We start from the raw sequence: 17,584 nt of genomic DNA, 5'->3' as shown, positions 1-17,584 counted from the left end.
CGCCTCAGCTCTTGCGCTCGGCGACGAAGTGGGCGGCGGCGCGCAGCACGTCGCCCTTGGCGCCGAAGATCGACAGCGCGGCATCGCCGCGGGCGAGGAGGTCGCGGACGCGCTGCCTGGCGCCCTCGACGCCGAGCTGGGTGACGAAAGTGGTCTTGCCGAGCTCGGCGTCGGCGCCGGCCGGCTTGCCGAGCGTCGCGGCATCGCCCTCGACGTCGAGCAGGTCGTCGGCAATCTGGAAGGCTTCGCCGAGCGCGCGGCCGTAGTCGTCGAGCGCCTGGTACTCAGCTGCCGACGCCTGGCCGAGCAGGGCGCCGGCGATGCAGCCGAAGCGGAGCAGGGCGCCGGTCTTCATCTGCTGCACGCGAGCGACGTCGACCGGGTCGCGGTCGCCGAACCGGCCTTCGCCGGCAAGGTCGAGGATCTGGCCGCCGGCCATGCCGCCAACACCGGCGCAGCGGGCCAGCGCCCGGGTCAGCGCCAGCCGGACGCCGGCGTCGGCATGGATCTCGTCGCGGGTGATGATGTCGAAGGCGATGGTCAGCAGCGCGTCGCCGGCCAGGATCGCGGTGGCGTCGTCATAGGCCTTGTGCAGGGTCGGACGTCCCCGGCGCAGGTCGGAATTGTCCATCGCCGGCAGGTCGTCATGGATCAGGGAATAGCAGTGGATGCATTCGAGCGCCGCGCCCGCCATCAGCGCGCCGCGCCGGGGCACGCCGAACACGGCGGCGCTCTCGACCACCAGGAACGGGCGCAGCCGCTTGCCGCCGTTGAGGCTCGAATAGCGCATCGACTCGATCAGCCGCTTCGGCCTGATGATCTCGTCCGCCAGCGGCGCATCGCCGAGGAGCTCGCCGAGCAGGGCTTCGGTCTCTTCCGCGGTCTTGTCCAGGCGTTGGGTGAAGTCGGTGAGGGCCGTCGCAGTCATTTAACAAGAGCTCCAGGGGCAAAATTCGCCGGACAATCGTTGATGGCGGCGACTTCGTCAATTGCCGGGGCGGTGGCGGCTTTCGGCCGCAACTGCGGAAAAAAGCAGGAAACCTCATGGAGATGTCGGATAATCCCGGCCAATTGTCCGCCGCCGCGGCGGTCCAACCCGAGCGACGCCTGCCCTTGCGTACCGTCAGAACCATCCTCCTGATCGTCGTGCTGGTGCTGCTCGTGCCCTACGCGCTGACGCCGTTCTATGCCGTGGGTCACCCCGTCTCGACCCTGATGCTGTGGCGGTCGGTGACGGGGCAGCCGGTAACGCGGCACTGGATCGACCTCTCGGCGATGTCGCCGTATTTGCCCCGCTCGGTGGTGGCCGCGGAGGATGCCAAATTCTGCGGCCATCACGGCATCGACTGGGGGGCGCTGCGGGAGGTCATGGACGACGCCGAGGACGGCGAGGTCAGCCGCGGCGGCTCGACCATCACCCAGCAGGTTGCCAAGAACCTGTTCCTCTGGCAGGGCCGCAGCTATGTCCGCAAGGCGCTGGAACTGCCGGTGGCGCTGTGGATCGATCTCGTGCTCAGCAAGCGGCGCATTCTCGAGATCTATCTCAACATCGCCGAGCTTGGCCCATCCGGCCAGTTCGGCGTCGAGGCGGGCGCAAATTACGCCTTCAACCGCTCCGCCGCGGGGCTCGGCCCGCGCGAGGCGGGGTTGATGGCCTCGATCCTGCCGAACCCCGTCCGGCGCAGTGCCCGGGTTCCGGGGCCGGGTGTGCGGCGGCTGTCCGCGACCTACATGGTGCGGGCCCAGGCCTCCAGCCTGCAGACCTGCTGGGGGGAGCGGCGTTGAGACCCGAGCGGGCGCAATTTTGGCCAAAAATGCCTCGGAGAGCCCTAGCCATGCCGCACCCCTTCCTCTATAAGCGCGGCCTTGATCGGCATCCGGCTCGCCAGCTTCATGGCTGCAGCCGTCCCTTTGCGGACGATGCCTTCCGAAATACCCCTAGAGGATACCGATATGGCCGTCCCCAGAAGAAAAACTTCGCCGTCTCGCCGCGGCATGCGCCGCTCGGCTGACGCCATCAAGAAGCCGACCTATGTCGAGGACAAGGATTCCGGCGAGCTGCGTCGTCCGCACCACCTGGACCTGAAGACCGGCATGTACAAGGGCCGCCAGGTTCTGAAGAAGAAAGACGCCTGATTGTCCGCGCGGGCCGCTTTCCAAGCTGCCCGAATTCGGCCATCGATGGGGTTGAAAGCGGTCCCGTGCGACGTGATTCGCCGGGACCGTTGCGTATCTGTGCCGCGTGATCCCGTCTCGCTGTCATCATCTTCGCACCGATTGATTTTGCGCCGGGCCGCCGCCCGCGCCATCCAAGGCTTCAACCGATGTCCATGGTCGGTTTCCCGCTGCTGCTGATCCCGCTGGCGATCTACAACATGATCGTCTTCCTGATGCCGGGGGTCGCCTTCAGCGAGACGCTGCTGCGCCTTCAGCTTCCGTCCGGCGAGGTCTGGACGATCTCGCTCGGCGACATGCTGCTGGCCCTGGGCGTGCTGCTGCTGCTGCTCGAAATCATCAAGGCGGCGAAGCCGAACGGGAAATATCTGACCGATCATCTGCTGTCGCTGCTGGTCTTCGGCGGCGCCGCGGCGGAATTCGTGATGTGGCAGAAGTTCGGGAATTCGACCTTTCTGCTGCTGACCCTGCTGGCGATGGTCGATTTCTTCGGCGGCATCTCGCTGCGCACCAAGCGCGCCGCCCGCGCCGTCGTAGCCGCGCCTGCTCCCGCGCCGGTTCCTGCCGACGTGCCCGTCTCTGATCCCGAGCCCGAGCTGATCGAAGAATCGGCCAAAGAACCGGCCAGGGCAGAGCTTCAGCCGGCGGATGCCGCTGTCCCTCCTGCACCCGACGAGGAGTCCACCGATGCCGTGCCGGCAGCGGCCTCGGTCGCCGAATCGGTGCTGCTCGATCGCTCGGTGCCGCGGCCGGCTGCTGCGGAGCCGAAAGGCGCTGCCCCGGAGTTGCAGGCCGAGGTGACCGGCCCGGGGGCCCAAGAGCCGCCAAAAACCGACACGCCAAAGGCCTGACGCGCAGGCGAGCCGCGCTCAGATCACCTGCCGGGTCCGGCCGACGGCCCGCGTCACCGGTTGAAGCCTCGCCGCATAGGCGTTGTGCACGTCTGCCGGCGCGGCACGCCTCAGCGTGCGGGTCTGTGGCAGGTGCTCGGCGGTCGCGATCAGATGGGTGACGAAGCTGGCGTCGGGGCGGGAGGCGCGGACCATGCGCGCGCGATGCTCGTCGCTGGTGCCGGCCGGCAGCAGCACGACCGAGCGCGACGTCTCCTCCGTTCGGTCCAGGCGGCCCTCGTCCTGATCAATCGTTAACATTGCCCAACCATTACCGGCGCGCGTGTCACGTTATGGGACGCCGGAGCCTTTCGCCATTCCAACTCGCAAAGCCAATGCCGTTCCAAGCGCGTCGGGCGCTGTACGTTCCAAAGATGGTTGACGCGTCTCGGACACGCGCCCGTCGCCTCGGCATGCTCTCCGTTAACCAGAGATGCGTAGTCTGATTCGCGAAGTCGGCCGCCGCCGCTCGCGCTGATACGCGTCGGCCGTTCCCAAATCAGCGCCGGTCTTGCCGGCCTGTGCCGAAACGAGGCGATCTTGACATCCGAATTGCCACAGACCGCGATGATCCTGGCGTCCCTGGGCCAAGCTGCCTTCGTCTGGGATCTGGCGAGCGACGTGATCGTCTGGAGCGATCACGTCGGGGCGGTGTTTGCCGACGTTCCGCTGCCGCAACTCTGCAACGGCGCCGAATTCAGCAAGCTCATCGAGCCGGACCGCAGCATCCGCTCCGAGATCATGCACCAGGCGGCGCCGCTGCATGGCGCCGCCGGCACGCCGTACCGGATCGAATATGGCGTGCGCACCCACGCGGGTGCGCCGCTGATCTGGGTCGAGGAGACCGGCTGCTGGTTCGCCGGCCCCGATGGGCGGCCATCGCGTGCCCAGGGCATCGTGCGGATCAACAACGAGCGCCACGCCCGCGAGGAGCAACTGCTCAAGCTGTCACGCCACGATCCGCTGACCGGCGAGCTGAACCGGACGCACCTGTTGGCGACGCTTGCCGAGGTGATCGAGGAGTCGCAGCGGTTCCGCTTCTCCTGCGCCTTCATGCTGGTCGGCATCGATCATCTCGCGCGCATCAACGACGCCTTCGGCTTCGACGTCGCCGACGGCGTCGTGCTGGAGATCGCCCAGCGCATCCGGGGCCGGCTCCGCGGCGGCGACACGCTCGGGCGGTTCTCGGGCAACAAGTTCGGGTTGATCCTGAAGAACTGTACGATGGACGACATGAACACCGCCGCCGAACGCTTCCTCGCGACGGTGCGCGACGAGGTGGTGCCGACCAAGTCTGGTCCGGTCGCCGTCACCGCGACGATCGGCGCAGTCAGCGTTCCCCGTCACGCCCGCTCGGTCGAGGAGGCGGTCAACCGCGCCCATGAGACGCTCGACGCCGCCAAGCGCCGCCGCATCGGATCGTTCTCGACCTGGCGGCCGAACGTGGAGCGCGACGCGCAGCGCAAGGTCAACATCCGCGTCACCGATGAGATCGTGACCGCGCTCAATGAGCGGCGCATCGTCACGGCGTTCGAGCCGGTGGTGAATGCCAACACGCTTGCGCCCGCCTTCTATGAATGCCTGGTGCGGATGCGCCAGGATGACGGTCGGGCCCTCCTGGCGCCGGACGTGGTGCCGGTCGCCGAACGTCTCGGCCTGATCCGCCTGGTCGATCACCGCATTCTGGAGCTGGTGGTGGCGGAGCTTGCGAGCACGCCCGACGTCACCCTGAGCCTCAACATCTCGCCTGAGACCACCATGGATCCGGACTGGTGGGCCTCGATCGAGTCCATGATGCGCGCCCATCCGGGGGTCGCCGAACGGCTGATCGTCGAGATCACCGAGACGGTCGAGATCCAGGACGTCGACGATCTCCGCGGCTTCGTGACGCGGCTGAAAGATCTCGGCAGCCGAATTGCCATCGATGACTTCGGCGCCGGACACACCTCGTTCCGCAATCTGCGCAAGCTCGGCGTCGACATCGTCAAGATCGACGGCGCCTTCGTGCAGAATCTCGTGCGCTCGGCTGATGACCGCGCCTTCGTGCAGACGCTGGTCGAGCTGGCGCGACGGCTGCAGATCAAGACGGTCGCGGAATGGGTGCAGGACGAGGCGTCGGTCGCGCTGCTGCGCGACTGGGGCTGCGACTACATCCAGGGACGGGTGATCGGCCTCGCCTCGGTCGATCGGCCGTGGATCGGTAATGGCACGGTCGAGTTGCCGGCGGCGAGCTGATCGGCCGCCGGCCTTCGGCGTCAGCCTTGCTGCTCGTCCTTCTTCGGCTCGGACATGCGGTCGAGCCGATCCTGCATTTCCTTCATCTGACGACGCAGCTCATCGATGTTGTCGTCGGCGGCCGGGGTCGGCTCGGCCGCCTTTTCCTCCCCGCGGGCCGGCGGCGCGAACGGCTTGAACATCGAGAAGGTCTGCTGGAACAGCTCCATGTTGCGGCGCACCTGCTCCTCGAGCGGCGCGAATGGCGTCCCGCTGAAGGTGTCAGCGATCTGCTTGCGGAACTTTTCCTGCTCTCTGGTCAGGGTATCGATCGACTGCTCAAGGTATTTCGGTACCACCATCTGCATGCTGTCGCCGTAGAAGCGGATGAGCTGGCGCAGGAACGTGGTCGGCAGCAGGTTCTGGCCGGCCTTGTTCTCCTGTTCAAAGATGATCTGGGCGAGTACGGAGCGTGTGATGTCGTCGCCGGTCTTGGCGTCGTAGACCAGGAAATCCTCCCCGTTCTTAACCATCGAGGCAAGATCTTCGAGGGTCACGTAGGTACTCGTCCCGGTATTGTAGAGCCGCCGGTTCGCGTATTTCTTGATTGTGGTGGGTTGGTCAGATTTCGCCATGAGCTCACACATGCAAACCGAGAACAGGGAACCCGGCGGCGTCGCCGCAGGGCGAAGAGCTACGCAATGCAATAACGTAATCACTTTCGGGCGAGTTCGGCTACGGTTTTGTGCGGAACGGTTAATCCCGCAGCAGAAATCTTGCTCACGAAACGGCCAAGCATCCCAATTTGAATGCGCTGCAACAGGAATTGCTGATGCCGCCAATTGACATGTCGCAACGACGTTAACAGGATGAAGCGCGAAGGTTTCGCACTCGCCAATCCGGGGCTTGCGGACGGCCGGCACGACCGTGAACTGAAAAGATCATTTTCATTTCAAATACCCTCAAGTTCTCAAGCCCTCGCTTTCACGTCCAAGATCAAGAACCCTAGGAGATGCCCATGTCAGACGATGTCGTCATCGTCAGCGCCGCCCGTACCCCGGTTGGAAGCTTCAACGGTGCCTTTGCCAGTGTTCCGGCCCATGAGCTGGGCGCTGTCGCAATCAAGGCCGCACTGGAACGCGCCGGCATCGAGCCGGGCCGTGTGTCCGAAGTCATTCTGGGGCAGATCCTGACCGCAGCTCAGGGCCAGAACCCGGCCCGTCAGGCCTCGATCGCCGCTGGCATTCCGGTGGAAAGCCCGGCCTGGGGCATCAACCAGCTGTGCGGCTCGGGCCTGCGCTCCGTCGCGCTGGGCTACCAGGCGCTCGTCAATGGCGACTCCGACATCGTGGTTGCCGGCGGCCAGGAGTCGATGAGCATGGCGGCGCATGCGCAATACCTGCGCGCCGGCGTGAAGATGGGCTCGCTCGATCTGGTCGACACGATGATCAAGGACGGTCTGTGGGATGCCTTCAACGGCTATCACATGGGCAACACCGCCGAGAACGTTGCGAAGCAATATCAGATCACCCGCGCGCAGCAGGACGAGTTCGCCGTTGCATCGCAGAACAAGGCCGAGGCCGCTCAGAAATCCGGCAGGTTCAAGGACGAGATCGCGCCCGTGACGGTCAAGAGCCGCAAGGGCGACACCGTGGTCGACACCGACGAATACCCGCGTCATGGCGCGACGGTCGAGGCCATGGCCAAGCTGCGTGCGGCCTTCGAGAAGGACGGCACGGTCACCGCCGGCAACGCGTCGGGCATCAATGACGGCGCAGCGGCCGTGGTGCTGATGACCGCCAAGCAGGCCGCCAAGGAAGGCAAGACCCCGCTCGCCCGGATCGTGTCCTGGGGACAGGCCGGCGTCGACCCGAAGATCATGGGCACCGGCCCGATCCCGGCGTCGCGCACGGCGCTGAAGAAGGCCGGCTGGAATATCGCCGACCTCGACCTGATCGAAGCCAACGAGGCGTTCGCCGCGCAGGCCTGTGCCGTGAACAAGGACCTCGGCTGGGATCCGGCCAAGGTCAACGTCAACGGCGGTGCGATCGCGATCGGCCATCCAATCGGTGCATCCGGCGCGCGCGTGCTCGTGACCCTGCTGCATGAGATGCAGAAGCGCGACGCCAAGAAGGGCCTCGCGACGCTGTGCATCGGCGGCGGCATGGGCATCGCGCTGTGCGTCGCACGCGACTAAAAAGCCGGCACTGACTGCGAACCGTTCAGTCTTCGCAATCGCGTCCAGCTCAACTAAAGATCAACGCCCGGCGATCTCGCCGGGCGTTTTGTTCTTGATGTCCGTCAAACACGTCGCATAATCGACCACTAAAAAATGGAGTTGAGCGAGCATCGATGGTCATGCGGCAAGTTGATCGTCGCACGACGTTTCATGATCCAATAATAACGGTATGCACGGTGGCAGCCAGAGGTTGTCCTGTGCGATCAGTCATCGAGGGAAGGATTCGACATGGCACGTGTGGCGTTGGTGACCGGGGGGACGCGCGGTATCGGAGCGGCGATCAGCAAGGCGCTGAAGGCGGCGGGATACAAGGTCGCGGCGAATTACGGCGGCAACGATGCCGCTGCGGAGAAGTTCAAGAGCGAGACGGAGATCCCCGTCTACAAATGGGACGTCAGCTCGTTCGAGGCCTGCGGCGAAGGCATCAAGAAGGTCGAAGCCGATCTCGGTCCCATCGACGTGCTGATCAACAATGCCGGCATCACCCGTGACACGGCCTTCCACAAGATGACGCTCGAGCAGTGGAGCGCCGTCATCAACACCAATCTCGGCTCGCTGTTCAACATGACCCGCCCGGTCATCGAGGGCATGCGCGCGCGCAAGTTCGGCCGCATCATCAACATCTCCTCGATCAACGGCCAGAAGGGCCAGTTTGGCCAAGTCAACTACTCCGCGGCGAAGGCCGGCGACATCGGCTTCACCAAGGCGCTCGCGCTGGAGACGGCCAAGGCCGGCATTACCGTCAACGTGATCTGCCCGGGCTACATCAACACCGAGATGGTGCAGGCGGTGCCGAAGGACGTGCTCGAGAAAGCCATTCTGCCGCTGATTCCGGTGGGGCGCCTCGGCGAGCCCGAGGAGATCGCGCGCGCCGTGGTGTTCCTCGCGGCGGATGAGGCGGGAGCCATCACCGGCTCGACGCTGTCGGTCAATGGCGGCCAGTACATGGTGTGATCCGCGCCGGCGGCGTTGCCTCCGGCCGCCTTCTGCGGTTAAGGAAATCGAACGCCCGCGCTCGCCGCGGGCATTCACGTCTTGGACGCTTCCCGCACGGACGAAGGCGTGGGTGGCCGGCATGAGCCGGCCGTGACGGAGCCTGCCGCCTGATGTCCCAGCGAACTGCGACCCTGATCGGTCTGACCGCGATCCTGATGTGGTCGCTGCTCGCCTTGTTGACGGTGGCGACGGGTACGATCCCCGCCTTCCAGCTTGCGGCAATGACCTTTGCTGTCGGCGGCGCGGTCGGCCTGCTCAGTGTGTTGCGTCGACCGGATGGGCTGCAGGTGTTGCGGCAGCCGGCGAGGGCGTGGGCCGTCGGCGTCGGCGGCCTGTTCGGCTATCACGCGCTGTATTTCCTGGCGCTGCGCTTCGCGCCGCCGGCGGAAGCCGGGCTGCTGAACTATCTCTGGCCGCTGCTGATCGTGCTGTTCTCGGCCTTCCTGCCTGGCGAGCGCCTGGCGGTCCATCACGTCATCGGCGCCGCGATCGGTCTCGTCGGAACCGCGCTGCTGTTGCTCGGCAACGGTGCGAGCTTCGCTGCGAGCCAGTTGCCGGGGCTTGCGGCCGCCTTCGTCGCGGCGTTCGTGTGGGCGATCTATTCGGTGCTCTCGCGTCGTCTGAAGGCGGTGCCGACCGATGCGGTCGCCGGCTTCTGCCTGGCGACGTCCGCGCTGGCGGCCCTGGTCCATGTTGCGGTCGAGCGAACGGTCTGGCCCGACAGCCCGACGCAGTGGCTCGCTGTTGCCGGTCTCGGCATCGGCCCGGTGGGTGCTGCGTTCTACGCCTGGGACATCGGCATGAAGCGGGGCGACATTCGGGTGCTCGGTGCGGCGTCCTATGCGACGCCGCTGCTGTCGACGGCGTTCCTGATCGTTGCCGGCTACGCGCGGCCGAGCGCGACCATCGCCGTGGCGGCGCTGCTGATCGCCGGCGGCGGTCTGGTCGCGGCCAAGGACATGTTCCTTCTGCGCAAGCGCTGACCGCGTCAGGTTGAGCGAAAGTCAGGCGGTGCCCGCTCGCATGCGGACTTCGGTACGGCGGCCCGAATCCGCCGGTTATCCTTGATGCGCACTTAACCGTGCGCAAAACCAGCGCGCCGGCCGGTAGCTCACAACCGCCGATTACGGTTTGGCGCGGTCTGCACCTAACCCGCCCTTTACCCGTCCCGCGCGATAGTTCGCGGGAAATGGTGCTGACAACGGGGCGGCGATGCCGGACGTGAGACGTTACATGGCCCGCGCGGGGGAGTTGTTTCGCGTCCCCGCCGACAATCCCGAGCTGACGCGCGCGCAGTTCCAGGCGTTCTCGAAGCAGGTGCCGCTGCTCTATTTCATTCTCATCACCAACAGCCTGGCGCTCGCCTACACCTTCCTGCCGCTGGCGCCGACGTGGCTCACGATTTCGGTGCCGGCCCTGCTATCGACGATTACCGGCGCGCGGATGCTGTGGTGGTTGCGGCAGGGCGAGGCCGCCAGCAACGACGCCGAGGTGCTGCGCAACCTGCGCGTCACCAACCGGATCGCCGGCCCGATCGGGGCGCTGTTCGTCGTCTGGTCATTCGCGTTGTTTCCCTATGGCGATCCGTTCGCCAAGGGGCAGGTCGCGTTCTACATGGCGGTCACGGTCATCGGCATCATCTTCTGCCTGATGCATTTGCGCTCCGCGGCGCTGATCGTGACCCTCGTGGTCATCGTCCCCTACGTCATCTTCTTCATGTCCACGGGCGTTCACGCGCTGCGTGCGATCGCGGTCAATCAGTTGCTCGTGTCCGGCGCCATGGTCACGGTGCTGTTCATCTACTATCGGGATTTCGCCGCGCTCGTCGCCAGCCGCAAATCGCTGCTCGCAGAGCAGGCCGCGACGCAAGCGCTGTCGGATGAAAACTTCCGCCTCGCCAATCTGGACGCGCTGACCGATCTGCCCAATCGCCGCCGCTTCTTCTCGGAGCTCACGCAGGCATTCGCCGAGGCCGAGCGGGACGGCACGCGGCTCGCCGTCGGCATCATCGATCTCGACGGCTTCAAGCCGATCAACGATACCTATGGACATACGGTCGGCGACCGCGTGCTGATGGAGGCCGCGCGCCGCGTCCGCGACGCCTGTGCCGGCCATGGCGGCCAGGTCCATCTCGCCCGGCTCGGCGGCGACGAGTTCGGACTGGTGGTCGCCGGCAACCCCACGGACGACGATCTGCTCAACCTCGGACGGCAGATCACCGAGCTGATCAAGCTGCCCTATCAGTTCGACACGACGCATACCGGCCTGTCGTGCTCGACCGGCTTTGCGCTATATCCGCGCTCGGCCATGGCCGCGGATGCGCTGTACGAATGCGCCGACTATGCGCTCTACCACGCCAAGCGCCGCGCCCGCGGCCAGGCCATCATCTTCTCGACCGAGCTCGAGGCGGAGATCCGCAGCCGCAGCGTGATCGAGCACCTGTTGCGCACGGCCGATTTCGAAGCCGAGATGGATTTGGCGTTTCAGCCGATCATGGACGCGACGAATTCGCGCACCACCGGATTCGAGGTGCTGGCGCGCTGGCACAGCCCCAAGCTGGGCACGGTGTCGCCCGCAAGCTTCATCCCGGCGGCCGAGCGGATCGGCGTCATCCGCAGCCTGACGCGCTGTCTGCTGGTCAAGGCGCTCGCGGCGGCGCGGACCTGGCCGGACGACATTCGCGTGTCGTTCAATCTCTCCGCGCACGACATCTGTTCGCCGGACGGTGTTCTTCCGCTGCTGGCGGTCATTCATGCCAGCGGCGTTCCGCCGCGCCGAATCGAGTTCGAGATCACGGAGACCGCCGTCACCTTTGATTTCGCCCGCGCCGAGCAGTCGATCGCGGCGCTGAAGGCGATCGGTTGCGGTATCTCGCTGGACGATTTCGGCACCGGCTACTCGTCGCTCAGCCACGTTCACCGGCTGCCGCTCGACAAGCTCAAGGTTGACCGCAGTTTCGTGAGCGACGTCAATGCCAACCCGATCAGCCACAAGATCATCAAGTCGCTGACCGGCCTCTGCGCCGACATGGAAATCTCGTGTGTGGTCGAAGGTGTCGAGACCAAGGAGCAGCTCGACAGCCTCCGGCGTTTGGGCGCGGACTACATCCAAGGCTACTACTTCGCGAAGCCGATGCCGGCCGACGCGATTTCCGGCTTCCTCGCCCAGGAGCGCCAGCGCTTCGCCGAGCCCGCCGCGAAGGTCGCGGGCGCGAGCGCCTGACTCAGACCTCCGGCTCCCAGCCGGGCGGCGCGAGTTCGAATCCTTCGAACATGAAGCCCGGCGCCACCGTGCAGCCCACCAGCGTCCAATCGCCGGTGCTCTCGGCGGCTTGCCAGGCATGGGCAGGGACGATCGCCTGCGGTTGCTGGCCGGCTGCGAGGTCGATCCCCAGCGTCGTCGTTTGCGGCGCCTGGCCTTCGGCGGCGATCCGCAAGGTCAGCGGTGCCCCGGCATAGAAGTGCCAGGTCTCGACCGCGTCGACACGGTGCCAATGCGAACGCTCGCCGCGGGCGAGCAGGAAATAGATCAAGGTCGATGCGGCGCGGCCGGAGGCGTCAAGGGCCGGATCGCGGAAGGTCTCGCGAAAATGTCCGCCCTCCGGATGCGGCTGCAGACCAAGGCGCGCGATGATGTCGGCAGCCGAGAGCGTGGTCATCGTCGTCCCCAGCCTTACGACTTGTTCTTGCGCTCACGCAGTTCGCCGAACACCTGCTCGGCGCTGGCGCCCTTCATGCGCAGCCGCAAAGCGACGGCCGGATCGTCGGCGCGCAGGAACACGTTGGCGGTCTTCTCGTCGCCGAGCAGCGACGGAATGGTCGGCCGGTTGGCGGCACGGAGCCGCGTGACCTCCTCGGCGCGAGCCTTCAGCGCCTCGTTGTCTCCGTCGACGGTGAGCGCGAATTTGACGTTCGAGGCTGTGTATTCGTGGCCGCAATAGAGCCGGAAGTCGTCCGGCAGCGCGCGCAGCTTGAGAAGCGAGTCCCACATCATCGGATAGGTGCCTTCGAACACGCGGCCGCAGCCGACCGAGAACAGCGTGTCGGCCGCAAACAACGCCTTGTCGGCGTCGAACACGTAGGAGACGTGGTCGAGCGTATGGCCGGGCGTTTCCAGCACGCGCGCGAGCAGCGCGCCGATCTTCACGACATCGCCATGGGCGACGCGCAGGTCGACGTTGGCGATCGCCGTCGTCTTGTCGTGCGGCGCGACCACCCGGCAGCCATATTTCTGCTTGAGCTCGGCGACGCCGCCGACATGGTCGTGATGATGATGCGTGATCAGGATGTCGGTGAGCGTCCAGCCTTCGGCGTCCAATTGCCGGACGATCGGTCCGGCCTCGGGGGCGTCGATCGAGGCAGTCGCGCCGGTCGCGGGGTCATGGATCAGATAGCCGAAATTGTCGGACAGGCAGGTGAAGACGCGGATGTCGGCGGCCATGATGTCTCCGTCGGCGGGACCGGGCGAGGCACGATGGTAGCGCTCGCGATGCCAGAAGGTCGTGGAAGCGGAGCCCGGGCGCAGCGCTGCGGGGCGGCCTCCGATGTCCCGGGCAGAGATATGGCGTTAACGCTGGAGGCGCAACGCAATATTCGGCGCGCGGCAGCGCGCGCCCGCATGATACATTGACGTCATGGACGTGATCGATCTGCGGAATTTCTATTCGGGTCGCCTCGGGATCGTCGCGCGGCTCTTGATCAACCGCGGCATCCGCGCGCGCTGGCCGAACGCGGCCGGGCAGCGGGTGCTCGGCATCGGCTATCCCACGCCCTATCTCGGCTTGTTCCGCGAGGATTCCGAACGCTGCATCGCCTTTATGCCAGCGGCGCAGGGGGTGCTGAAATGGCCGACGGCGCGGCCGACCCTGGCCTCGCTGGTGGACGAGTTCTCGCTGCCGCTGCCCGATGCGGCGGTCGACCGCATCCTGATCGTGCATGCGCTGGAGATGTCGGACGACCCGGCCGGGCTGCTGCGGGAGATGTGGCGGGTGCTGGCGCCGGCGGGACGCATGATCATCGTGATCCCGAACCGGCGCGGCGTCTGGACGCGGACCGACAACACGCCATTCGGCCATGGCCGGCCCTATTCCCGCTCGCAGATCACGCAGTTGCTGCGGCAGACCTGGTTCACGCCGACCGGCTGGGGCGAGGCGCTGTTCATGCCCCCGGTCGGTGGCTGGTTCCTGAAATCGGCGATGGCCTGGGAGCGCGTCGGCGCTGCGCTGTCGCTGCCGTTCGCCGGTGTCCACATCGTCGAGGCGACCAAGCAGGTCTACCGGGTGATCCCGGCGCGCCGCGAGCGCATCCGGCTGATCCCACGACTCGAACCCGTGCTGGCGCCGTCACCGTCGGCCCCAGGATCCGGCGGCTCCGGCCGCCGCGAGGTCGGTCTGCCGTCGCGCGACGGATGACACCGGGTCGCTCCCTGCGTGCCTCTCAGCGCAAAGAAAAACGGGTGGGCTCAGGGCCCACCCGTTTCGTCATGACGGAGCGAAATCGCTATTCGCCCGGATTGAGGTCCTCGCTCGGCGCCGGCGCAGCAGCGGCTGCTTCACCGCGCGGACCATGCGGACGCCGGCGGCGGCGCGGATAGCGCTCGGCAGCGCCCTCGAAGGCGGCCGGGGCATTGGCGATCTGCGGCTGCGGGCCGGTGATGAAGGACGGCAACCGATCGACCCCGCTGTCGGCGATGACGGGCTGGGGTTGCGGCTGGGGCTGGTACTGGACGGGCTGCGGACGCTCGCGGTGCTCGCGCGGCTCCCGCTCGCGATGCTCCCGCGGTTCACGGTGCTCCCGCGGCTCGCGGTGTTCGCGCGGCTCGCGATGCTCACGCGCTTCGCGATGCTCGCGCGGCTGCTGCTCGCGCTGATAGGGCTGGTTGTCGCCGCGCTCGCGCTGGCCGCCTTCGCGATCGCGCATGAAGGGTTGGGGTTGAGGCTGCGGCTGGGCCGGAACGAAGCCGGGCTCCTGGCCGAAATGCGAGAAGCTCTCGCCTTCATCATCGAGGTCGTCGACGGTCAGGTCATCGGCGTTGCGCGGTTGCTGCTGCGGCTGGTTCTGGCGGAACTGCTCCTGCGCGGCGGCAATCAGGCGGAAATAGTGCTCGGCGTGCTGGTAGTAGTTCTCGGCGGCAACGGGGTCACCCGAGGAGCGGGCGTCGCGGGCAAGCTGGACATATTTCTCGGCGACATGAGAGGCGGTACCGCGGATCTTGATGTCCGGTCCATTGGACTCGAACACCCTGGTCAGCGGATTCTGGCCGCGCCGGTTATTGTTGTTGTTACCGCCGCTGTTCCGGTTGCGCATCCGCTTGTTGTTCTGACCGTTTCTCATGTCCTGCCTTTATTCCAACCCTGCGTTAGGAGCACCGATTGCTGAGCACTGATAGTGAGCACTGATTGTTATCGGAATACCGAAAGCGTATTGAATTACCTTCGCCGGGCTCGGACGCCTCGTGCGCGGTCCAAATGGCCCATCCGACCCATGCCGGTTCCGACATGCCGGTTCGACCCATGCCGATGTGATCGACAGCCGATTCTCTCGACAAAAGCGCGTTCAAAACGCGTTCCCCACCCGCCAGCCCCCTGGGACCAGCGAACCACGTCATTCAGCCAGCCACGGCGAGATGCGCCACGACCGACCCAGTTTGCTTAGCGTAAGACCTCAAGTGCAAAGTCAGGCTTTCGTTCGCTTTGCAGTCGCGGGCTGCGCAGCCATCCGGCTCTCGCGCTCAGCAGATCTGCGTTCTGGAACCTATCGCCCGGCGCGGCTCTCTGGCATCTGACTGCTGCGGTGTTCCGTGAATACCGCTCGTCGTGGCCTGCGCCGGTGCTATGGGTGGAACGTAGTCGCTCCCGGGGGATATTCCAAGAGCTTTTTCTCTATCCCCCGACCTTTACCGGAGCTTTTTTAAGCCCATGACGGTTCGGGGAATACCGGCCAGATCGGCCCGGATCGTCGAGGAATCGGCCGTCAGGCCAGCCCTCACCATCAATGCAGCGACGTCGTCACTCTGGCCAAGCCCGACCTCCACGATGACAGCGCCGCCGGGCTGAAGCAGGGCCGCTGCCTGCGGGATCAGCGCGCGGTAGGCGTCGAGCCCGTCCTTGCCCCCGTCCAGTGCGCGTAGCGGATCATGAGCGCGCACCTCGGCGTCGAGCGCGCCGATCTCGGACGACGGGATGTAGGGCGGGTTCGACACGATCAGGTCGAAACCTACAGCCAGCGCTGCGGCGTAGGAGCAGGCAACGAAGCCAGCGCGGTCGGCCAATCCGAGCGCGCGCGCATTGTCCCGCGCGGTCGTCAGCGCGGCCAAGCTGATGTCGGTGCCCAGTCCAAAGGCCCACGGCAGCTCGGACAGCAGCGCCAGCAGGATCGCGCCGGAGCCCGTGCCGAGATCGGCGATGCGCAAGCGACGCTTCAGGTCGCCGCCGGCCGCGAGATGTTCCAGTGCCAGCTCGACCACGGTCTCAGTGTCCGGTCGCGGCACCAGCGTATCGGCCGACAATCGCAGGTCCAGGCCCCAGAACTCTTTGGTGCCGAGGATGCGGGCGACCGGTTCGCCGGCCAGCCGGCGCTGCATCAGCGTTTCCAGGCGCTGCGCGTCGTCATGGGAGAGCTGTCGTCTCCCGTGCATCACGAGCCCGGTGAGGTCGAGCTGCAGCGCATAGCCGATCAGCAGCCGCGCATCGAGCTCGGGCGAGTCGAGGCCCGCATCTGCAAAGCGTGCGGCCAGGGCACGGCGGGCGGCATCGATGGTCACGCCGGCGATGAGGCCGGTCATCGCGCAAGCTCCCTCCACGCGTCATCCCCGCGAACGCGGGGATCCATACGCCGTGCCGTTGCGGGACGGGCGGTCGGAGTTGCCTTCTGTGACAGCCACGAAGGCCGGTGGCTATGGGTCCCGGCGTTCGCCGGGACGACACCGTTTGTGTCGGGGCAGCGTCGCATCGCCTCCTGCAATGCGCCGGTGCGCATCACGCCGCCGCACCTTGCGCGGCGAGCTGGGCTGCCTGGTGCTCGGTCGTCAGCGCGTCGATCAGTTCGCTCAGCGCTTCGCCCGCGATCACCTGCGGCAGCTTGTAGAGCGTCAGGTTGATGCGGTGGTCGGTGACGCGCCCTTGCGGGAAATTATAGGTACGGATGCGCTCGGAGCGGTCGCCGGAGCCGACCTTCTCCTTGCGCTCGGCCGAGCGCGCCGCGTCGACCTTCTGCCGCTCGGCGTCGTAGATGCGCGAGCGCAGGATGTTCATCGCGGAGGCGCGGTTCTTGTGCTGCGAGCGGCTGTCCTGCATCATCACGACGATCCCGGTCGGGATATGGGTGATGCGGATCGCCGATTCCGTCTTGTTGACGTGCTGGCCGCCGGCGCCTTGGGCGCGCATGGTCTCGATGCGCAGGTCGTCTTGCTTGATGTCGACATCGACCTCCTCGACCTCCGGCAGCACGGCAACCGTGGCGGCCGAGGTGTGGATGCGCCCCTGGGTCTCGGTATCGGGCACGCGCTGCACGCGGTGCACCCCGGATTCGAATTTCAGCTTGGCGAAGGCGCCGCGGCCCTGCACCTCGGCGATGATTTCCTTGTAGCCGCCGACGGTGCCTTCGGAGGCCGAGATCACCTCGACCTTCCAGCCCTGCAGGGCGGCGAAGCGCTCATACATCCGGAACAGGTCGCCGGCGAACAACGAGGCCTCGTCGCCGCCGGTGCCGGCGCGGATTTCAAGCACGACGTTGCGGTCGTCCATCGCATCCTTCGGCAGCAGCGCGACGCGGATCTGCTGCTCCAGCTCGCCGCGGCGCGCGATCAGCTCGTCGCGCTCGGCCTCGGCCATCGCGCGCATCTCGGCGTCGGTGGTGGGATCGGCGATGAGCGCCTCCGTCTCGGCGAGCTCCTTGACGCCGGCGCGATACGCCTTCACCGCGTCGATCAGCGGATTGAGCTCGGCGAGCTCGCGGGTGATCTGCACGTAGCGGTCGGAATTGACCTGGCCTAGCAGCTCCGCCTCGAGCGAGGCGTGATGCGCGAGCAGGACATCCAGTTTGGCTTGGGGAAGCGACGACATGATGCAATC

Annotated in this window: 17 protein-coding genes; 9 read left to right on the top strand and 8 right to left on the bottom strand. The window is 66.3% G+C overall.

The window, feature by feature from the left end; genetic code table 11:
* Positions 1-4 precede the first annotated feature (4 nt).
* Entirely contained in the window at positions 5-928 is a 924-nt protein-coding gene (locus tag QX051_RS08185; RefSeq protein ID WP_315756873.1) for a farnesyl diphosphate synthase, read from the bottom strand.
* Between the two features lie 185 nt (positions 929-1,113).
* On the opposite strand from QX051_RS08185, the gene QX051_RS08180 reads away from it, so the two are divergent.
* From QX051_RS08180 to QX051_RS08170, 3 genes are all read left to right on the top strand, one after another.
* Positions 1,114-1,785, top strand: coding sequence for a transglycosylase domain-containing protein (locus QX051_RS08180; protein ID WP_315775862.1), 672 nt, complete (start codon positions 1,114-1,116; stop codon positions 1,783-1,785).
* A gap of 168 nt (positions 1,786-1,953) precedes the next feature.
* Entirely contained in the window at positions 1,954-2,136 is a 183-nt protein-coding gene (gene rpmF, locus QX051_RS08175) for a 50S ribosomal protein L32 (protein WP_006610266.1), read from the top strand.
* A gap of 188 nt (positions 2,137-2,324) precedes the next feature.
* Positions 2,325-3,026 carry a hypothetical protein gene (locus tag QX051_RS08170; protein ID WP_315775714.1) on the top strand — a complete coding sequence of 234 codons (702 nt, stop codon included), beginning with the start codon at positions 2,325-2,327 and terminating at the stop codon, positions 3,024-3,026.
* A gap of 18 nt (positions 3,027-3,044) precedes the next feature.
* Here QX051_RS08170 and QX051_RS08165 read toward each other — a convergent pair whose 3' ends face one another.
* A complete protein-coding gene (locus QX051_RS08165; protein ID WP_315775713.1) occupies positions 3,045-3,326 on the bottom strand; it encodes a hypothetical protein in 282 nt (93 codons plus the stop codon).
* Between the two features lie 306 nt (positions 3,327-3,632).
* Between QX051_RS08165 and QX051_RS08160 the strand changes: the two genes are divergently transcribed.
* A complete protein-coding gene (locus tag QX051_RS08160) occupies positions 3,633-5,300 on the top strand; it encodes a bifunctional diguanylate cyclase/phosphodiesterase (RefSeq protein WP_315735742.1) in 1,668 nt (555 codons plus the stop codon).
* Positions 5,301-5,320: 20 nt separating this feature from the next.
* Here QX051_RS08160 and phaR read toward each other — a convergent pair whose 3' ends face one another.
* On the bottom strand, positions 5,321-5,914 hold the full coding sequence (phaR, locus tag QX051_RS08155; RefSeq protein ID WP_315735740.1) for a polyhydroxyalkanoate synthesis repressor PhaR: 594 nt from the start codon (positions 5,912-5,914) through the stop codon (positions 5,321-5,323).
* A 383-nt stretch (positions 5,915-6,297) separates the two neighbouring features.
* Here phaR and QX051_RS08150 point away from each other — a divergent pair, with 383 nt between their 5' ends.
* The 4 genes from QX051_RS08150 to QX051_RS08135 all read left to right on the top strand — a co-directional run bounded on the left by QX051_RS08150 (position 6,298) and on the right by QX051_RS08135 (position 11,736).
* A complete protein-coding gene (locus QX051_RS08150) occupies positions 6,298-7,476 on the top strand; it encodes an acetyl-CoA C-acetyltransferase (protein ID WP_315775712.1) in 1,179 nt (392 codons plus the stop codon).
* Positions 7,477-7,746: 270 nt separating this feature from the next.
* Complete coding sequence (locus QX051_RS08145) at positions 7,747-8,472, top strand: beta-ketoacyl-ACP reductase (RefSeq protein ID WP_315715178.1); 726 nt, start codon at positions 7,747-7,749, stop codon at positions 8,470-8,472.
* A gap of 152 nt (positions 8,473-8,624) precedes the next feature.
* A complete protein-coding gene (locus QX051_RS08140; RefSeq protein ID WP_315735272.1) occupies positions 8,625-9,497 on the top strand; it encodes a DMT family transporter in 873 nt (290 codons plus the stop codon).
* Between the two features lie 229 nt (positions 9,498-9,726).
* Positions 9,727-11,736, top strand: a complete 2,010-nt coding sequence (locus QX051_RS08135; protein WP_315735270.1) for a putative bifunctional diguanylate cyclase/phosphodiesterase — start codon at positions 9,727-9,729, stop codon at positions 11,734-11,736.
* A gap of 1 nt (position 11,737) precedes the next feature.
* On the opposite strand, the gene QX051_RS08130 is transcribed toward QX051_RS08135, so the two are convergent.
* Both QX051_RS08130 and gloB read right to left on the bottom strand, forming a co-directional pair.
* Positions 11,738-12,172 (bottom strand): cupin domain-containing protein, encoded by a 435-nt coding sequence (locus QX051_RS08130; RefSeq protein WP_315775711.1) that lies wholly within the window; start codon positions 12,170-12,172, stop codon positions 11,738-11,740.
* Between the two features lie 14 nt (positions 12,173-12,186).
* Positions 12,187-12,954 (bottom strand): hydroxyacylglutathione hydrolase, encoded by a 768-nt coding sequence (gloB, locus tag QX051_RS08125; RefSeq protein ID WP_315775710.1) that lies wholly within the window; start codon positions 12,952-12,954, stop codon positions 12,187-12,189.
* Positions 12,955-13,147: 193 nt separating this feature from the next.
* On the opposite strand from gloB, the gene QX051_RS08120 reads away from it, so the two are divergent.
* Positions 13,148-13,924: a class I SAM-dependent methyltransferase gene (locus QX051_RS08120; RefSeq protein ID WP_315735264.1), complete on the top strand. Its 777-nt coding sequence runs from the start codon at positions 13,148-13,150 to the stop codon at positions 13,922-13,924.
* Between the two features lie 88 nt (positions 13,925-14,012).
* On the opposite strand, the gene QX051_RS08115 is transcribed toward QX051_RS08120, so the two are convergent.
* The 3 genes from QX051_RS08115 to prfA all read right to left on the bottom strand — a co-directional run bounded on the left by QX051_RS08115 (position 14,013) and on the right by prfA (position 17,575).
* Positions 14,013-14,846 carry a DUF4167 domain-containing protein gene (locus QX051_RS08115; RefSeq protein WP_315775709.1) on the bottom strand — a complete coding sequence of 278 codons (834 nt, stop codon included), beginning with the start codon at positions 14,844-14,846 and terminating at the stop codon, positions 14,013-14,015.
* Positions 14,847-15,408: 562 nt separating this feature from the next.
* A complete protein-coding gene (gene prmC / locus QX051_RS08110; protein WP_315775708.1) occupies positions 15,409-16,296 on the bottom strand; it encodes a peptide chain release factor N(5)-glutamine methyltransferase in 888 nt (295 codons plus the stop codon).
* Between the two features lie 193 nt (positions 16,297-16,489).
* Positions 16,490-17,575: a peptide chain release factor 1 gene (gene prfA / locus QX051_RS08105; protein WP_315775707.1), complete on the bottom strand. Its 1,086-nt coding sequence runs from the start codon at positions 17,573-17,575 to the stop codon at positions 16,490-16,492.
* Positions 17,576-17,584: the final 9 nt, after the last annotated feature.

The sequence above is a fragment of the Bradyrhizobium sp. SZCCHNR1053 genome (assembly GCF_032381235.1).
Lineage (GTDB): Bacteria > Pseudomonadota > Alphaproteobacteria > Rhizobiales > Xanthobacteraceae > Bradyrhizobium.
This window is presented reverse-complemented; position numbering and strand designations above follow the sequence as displayed.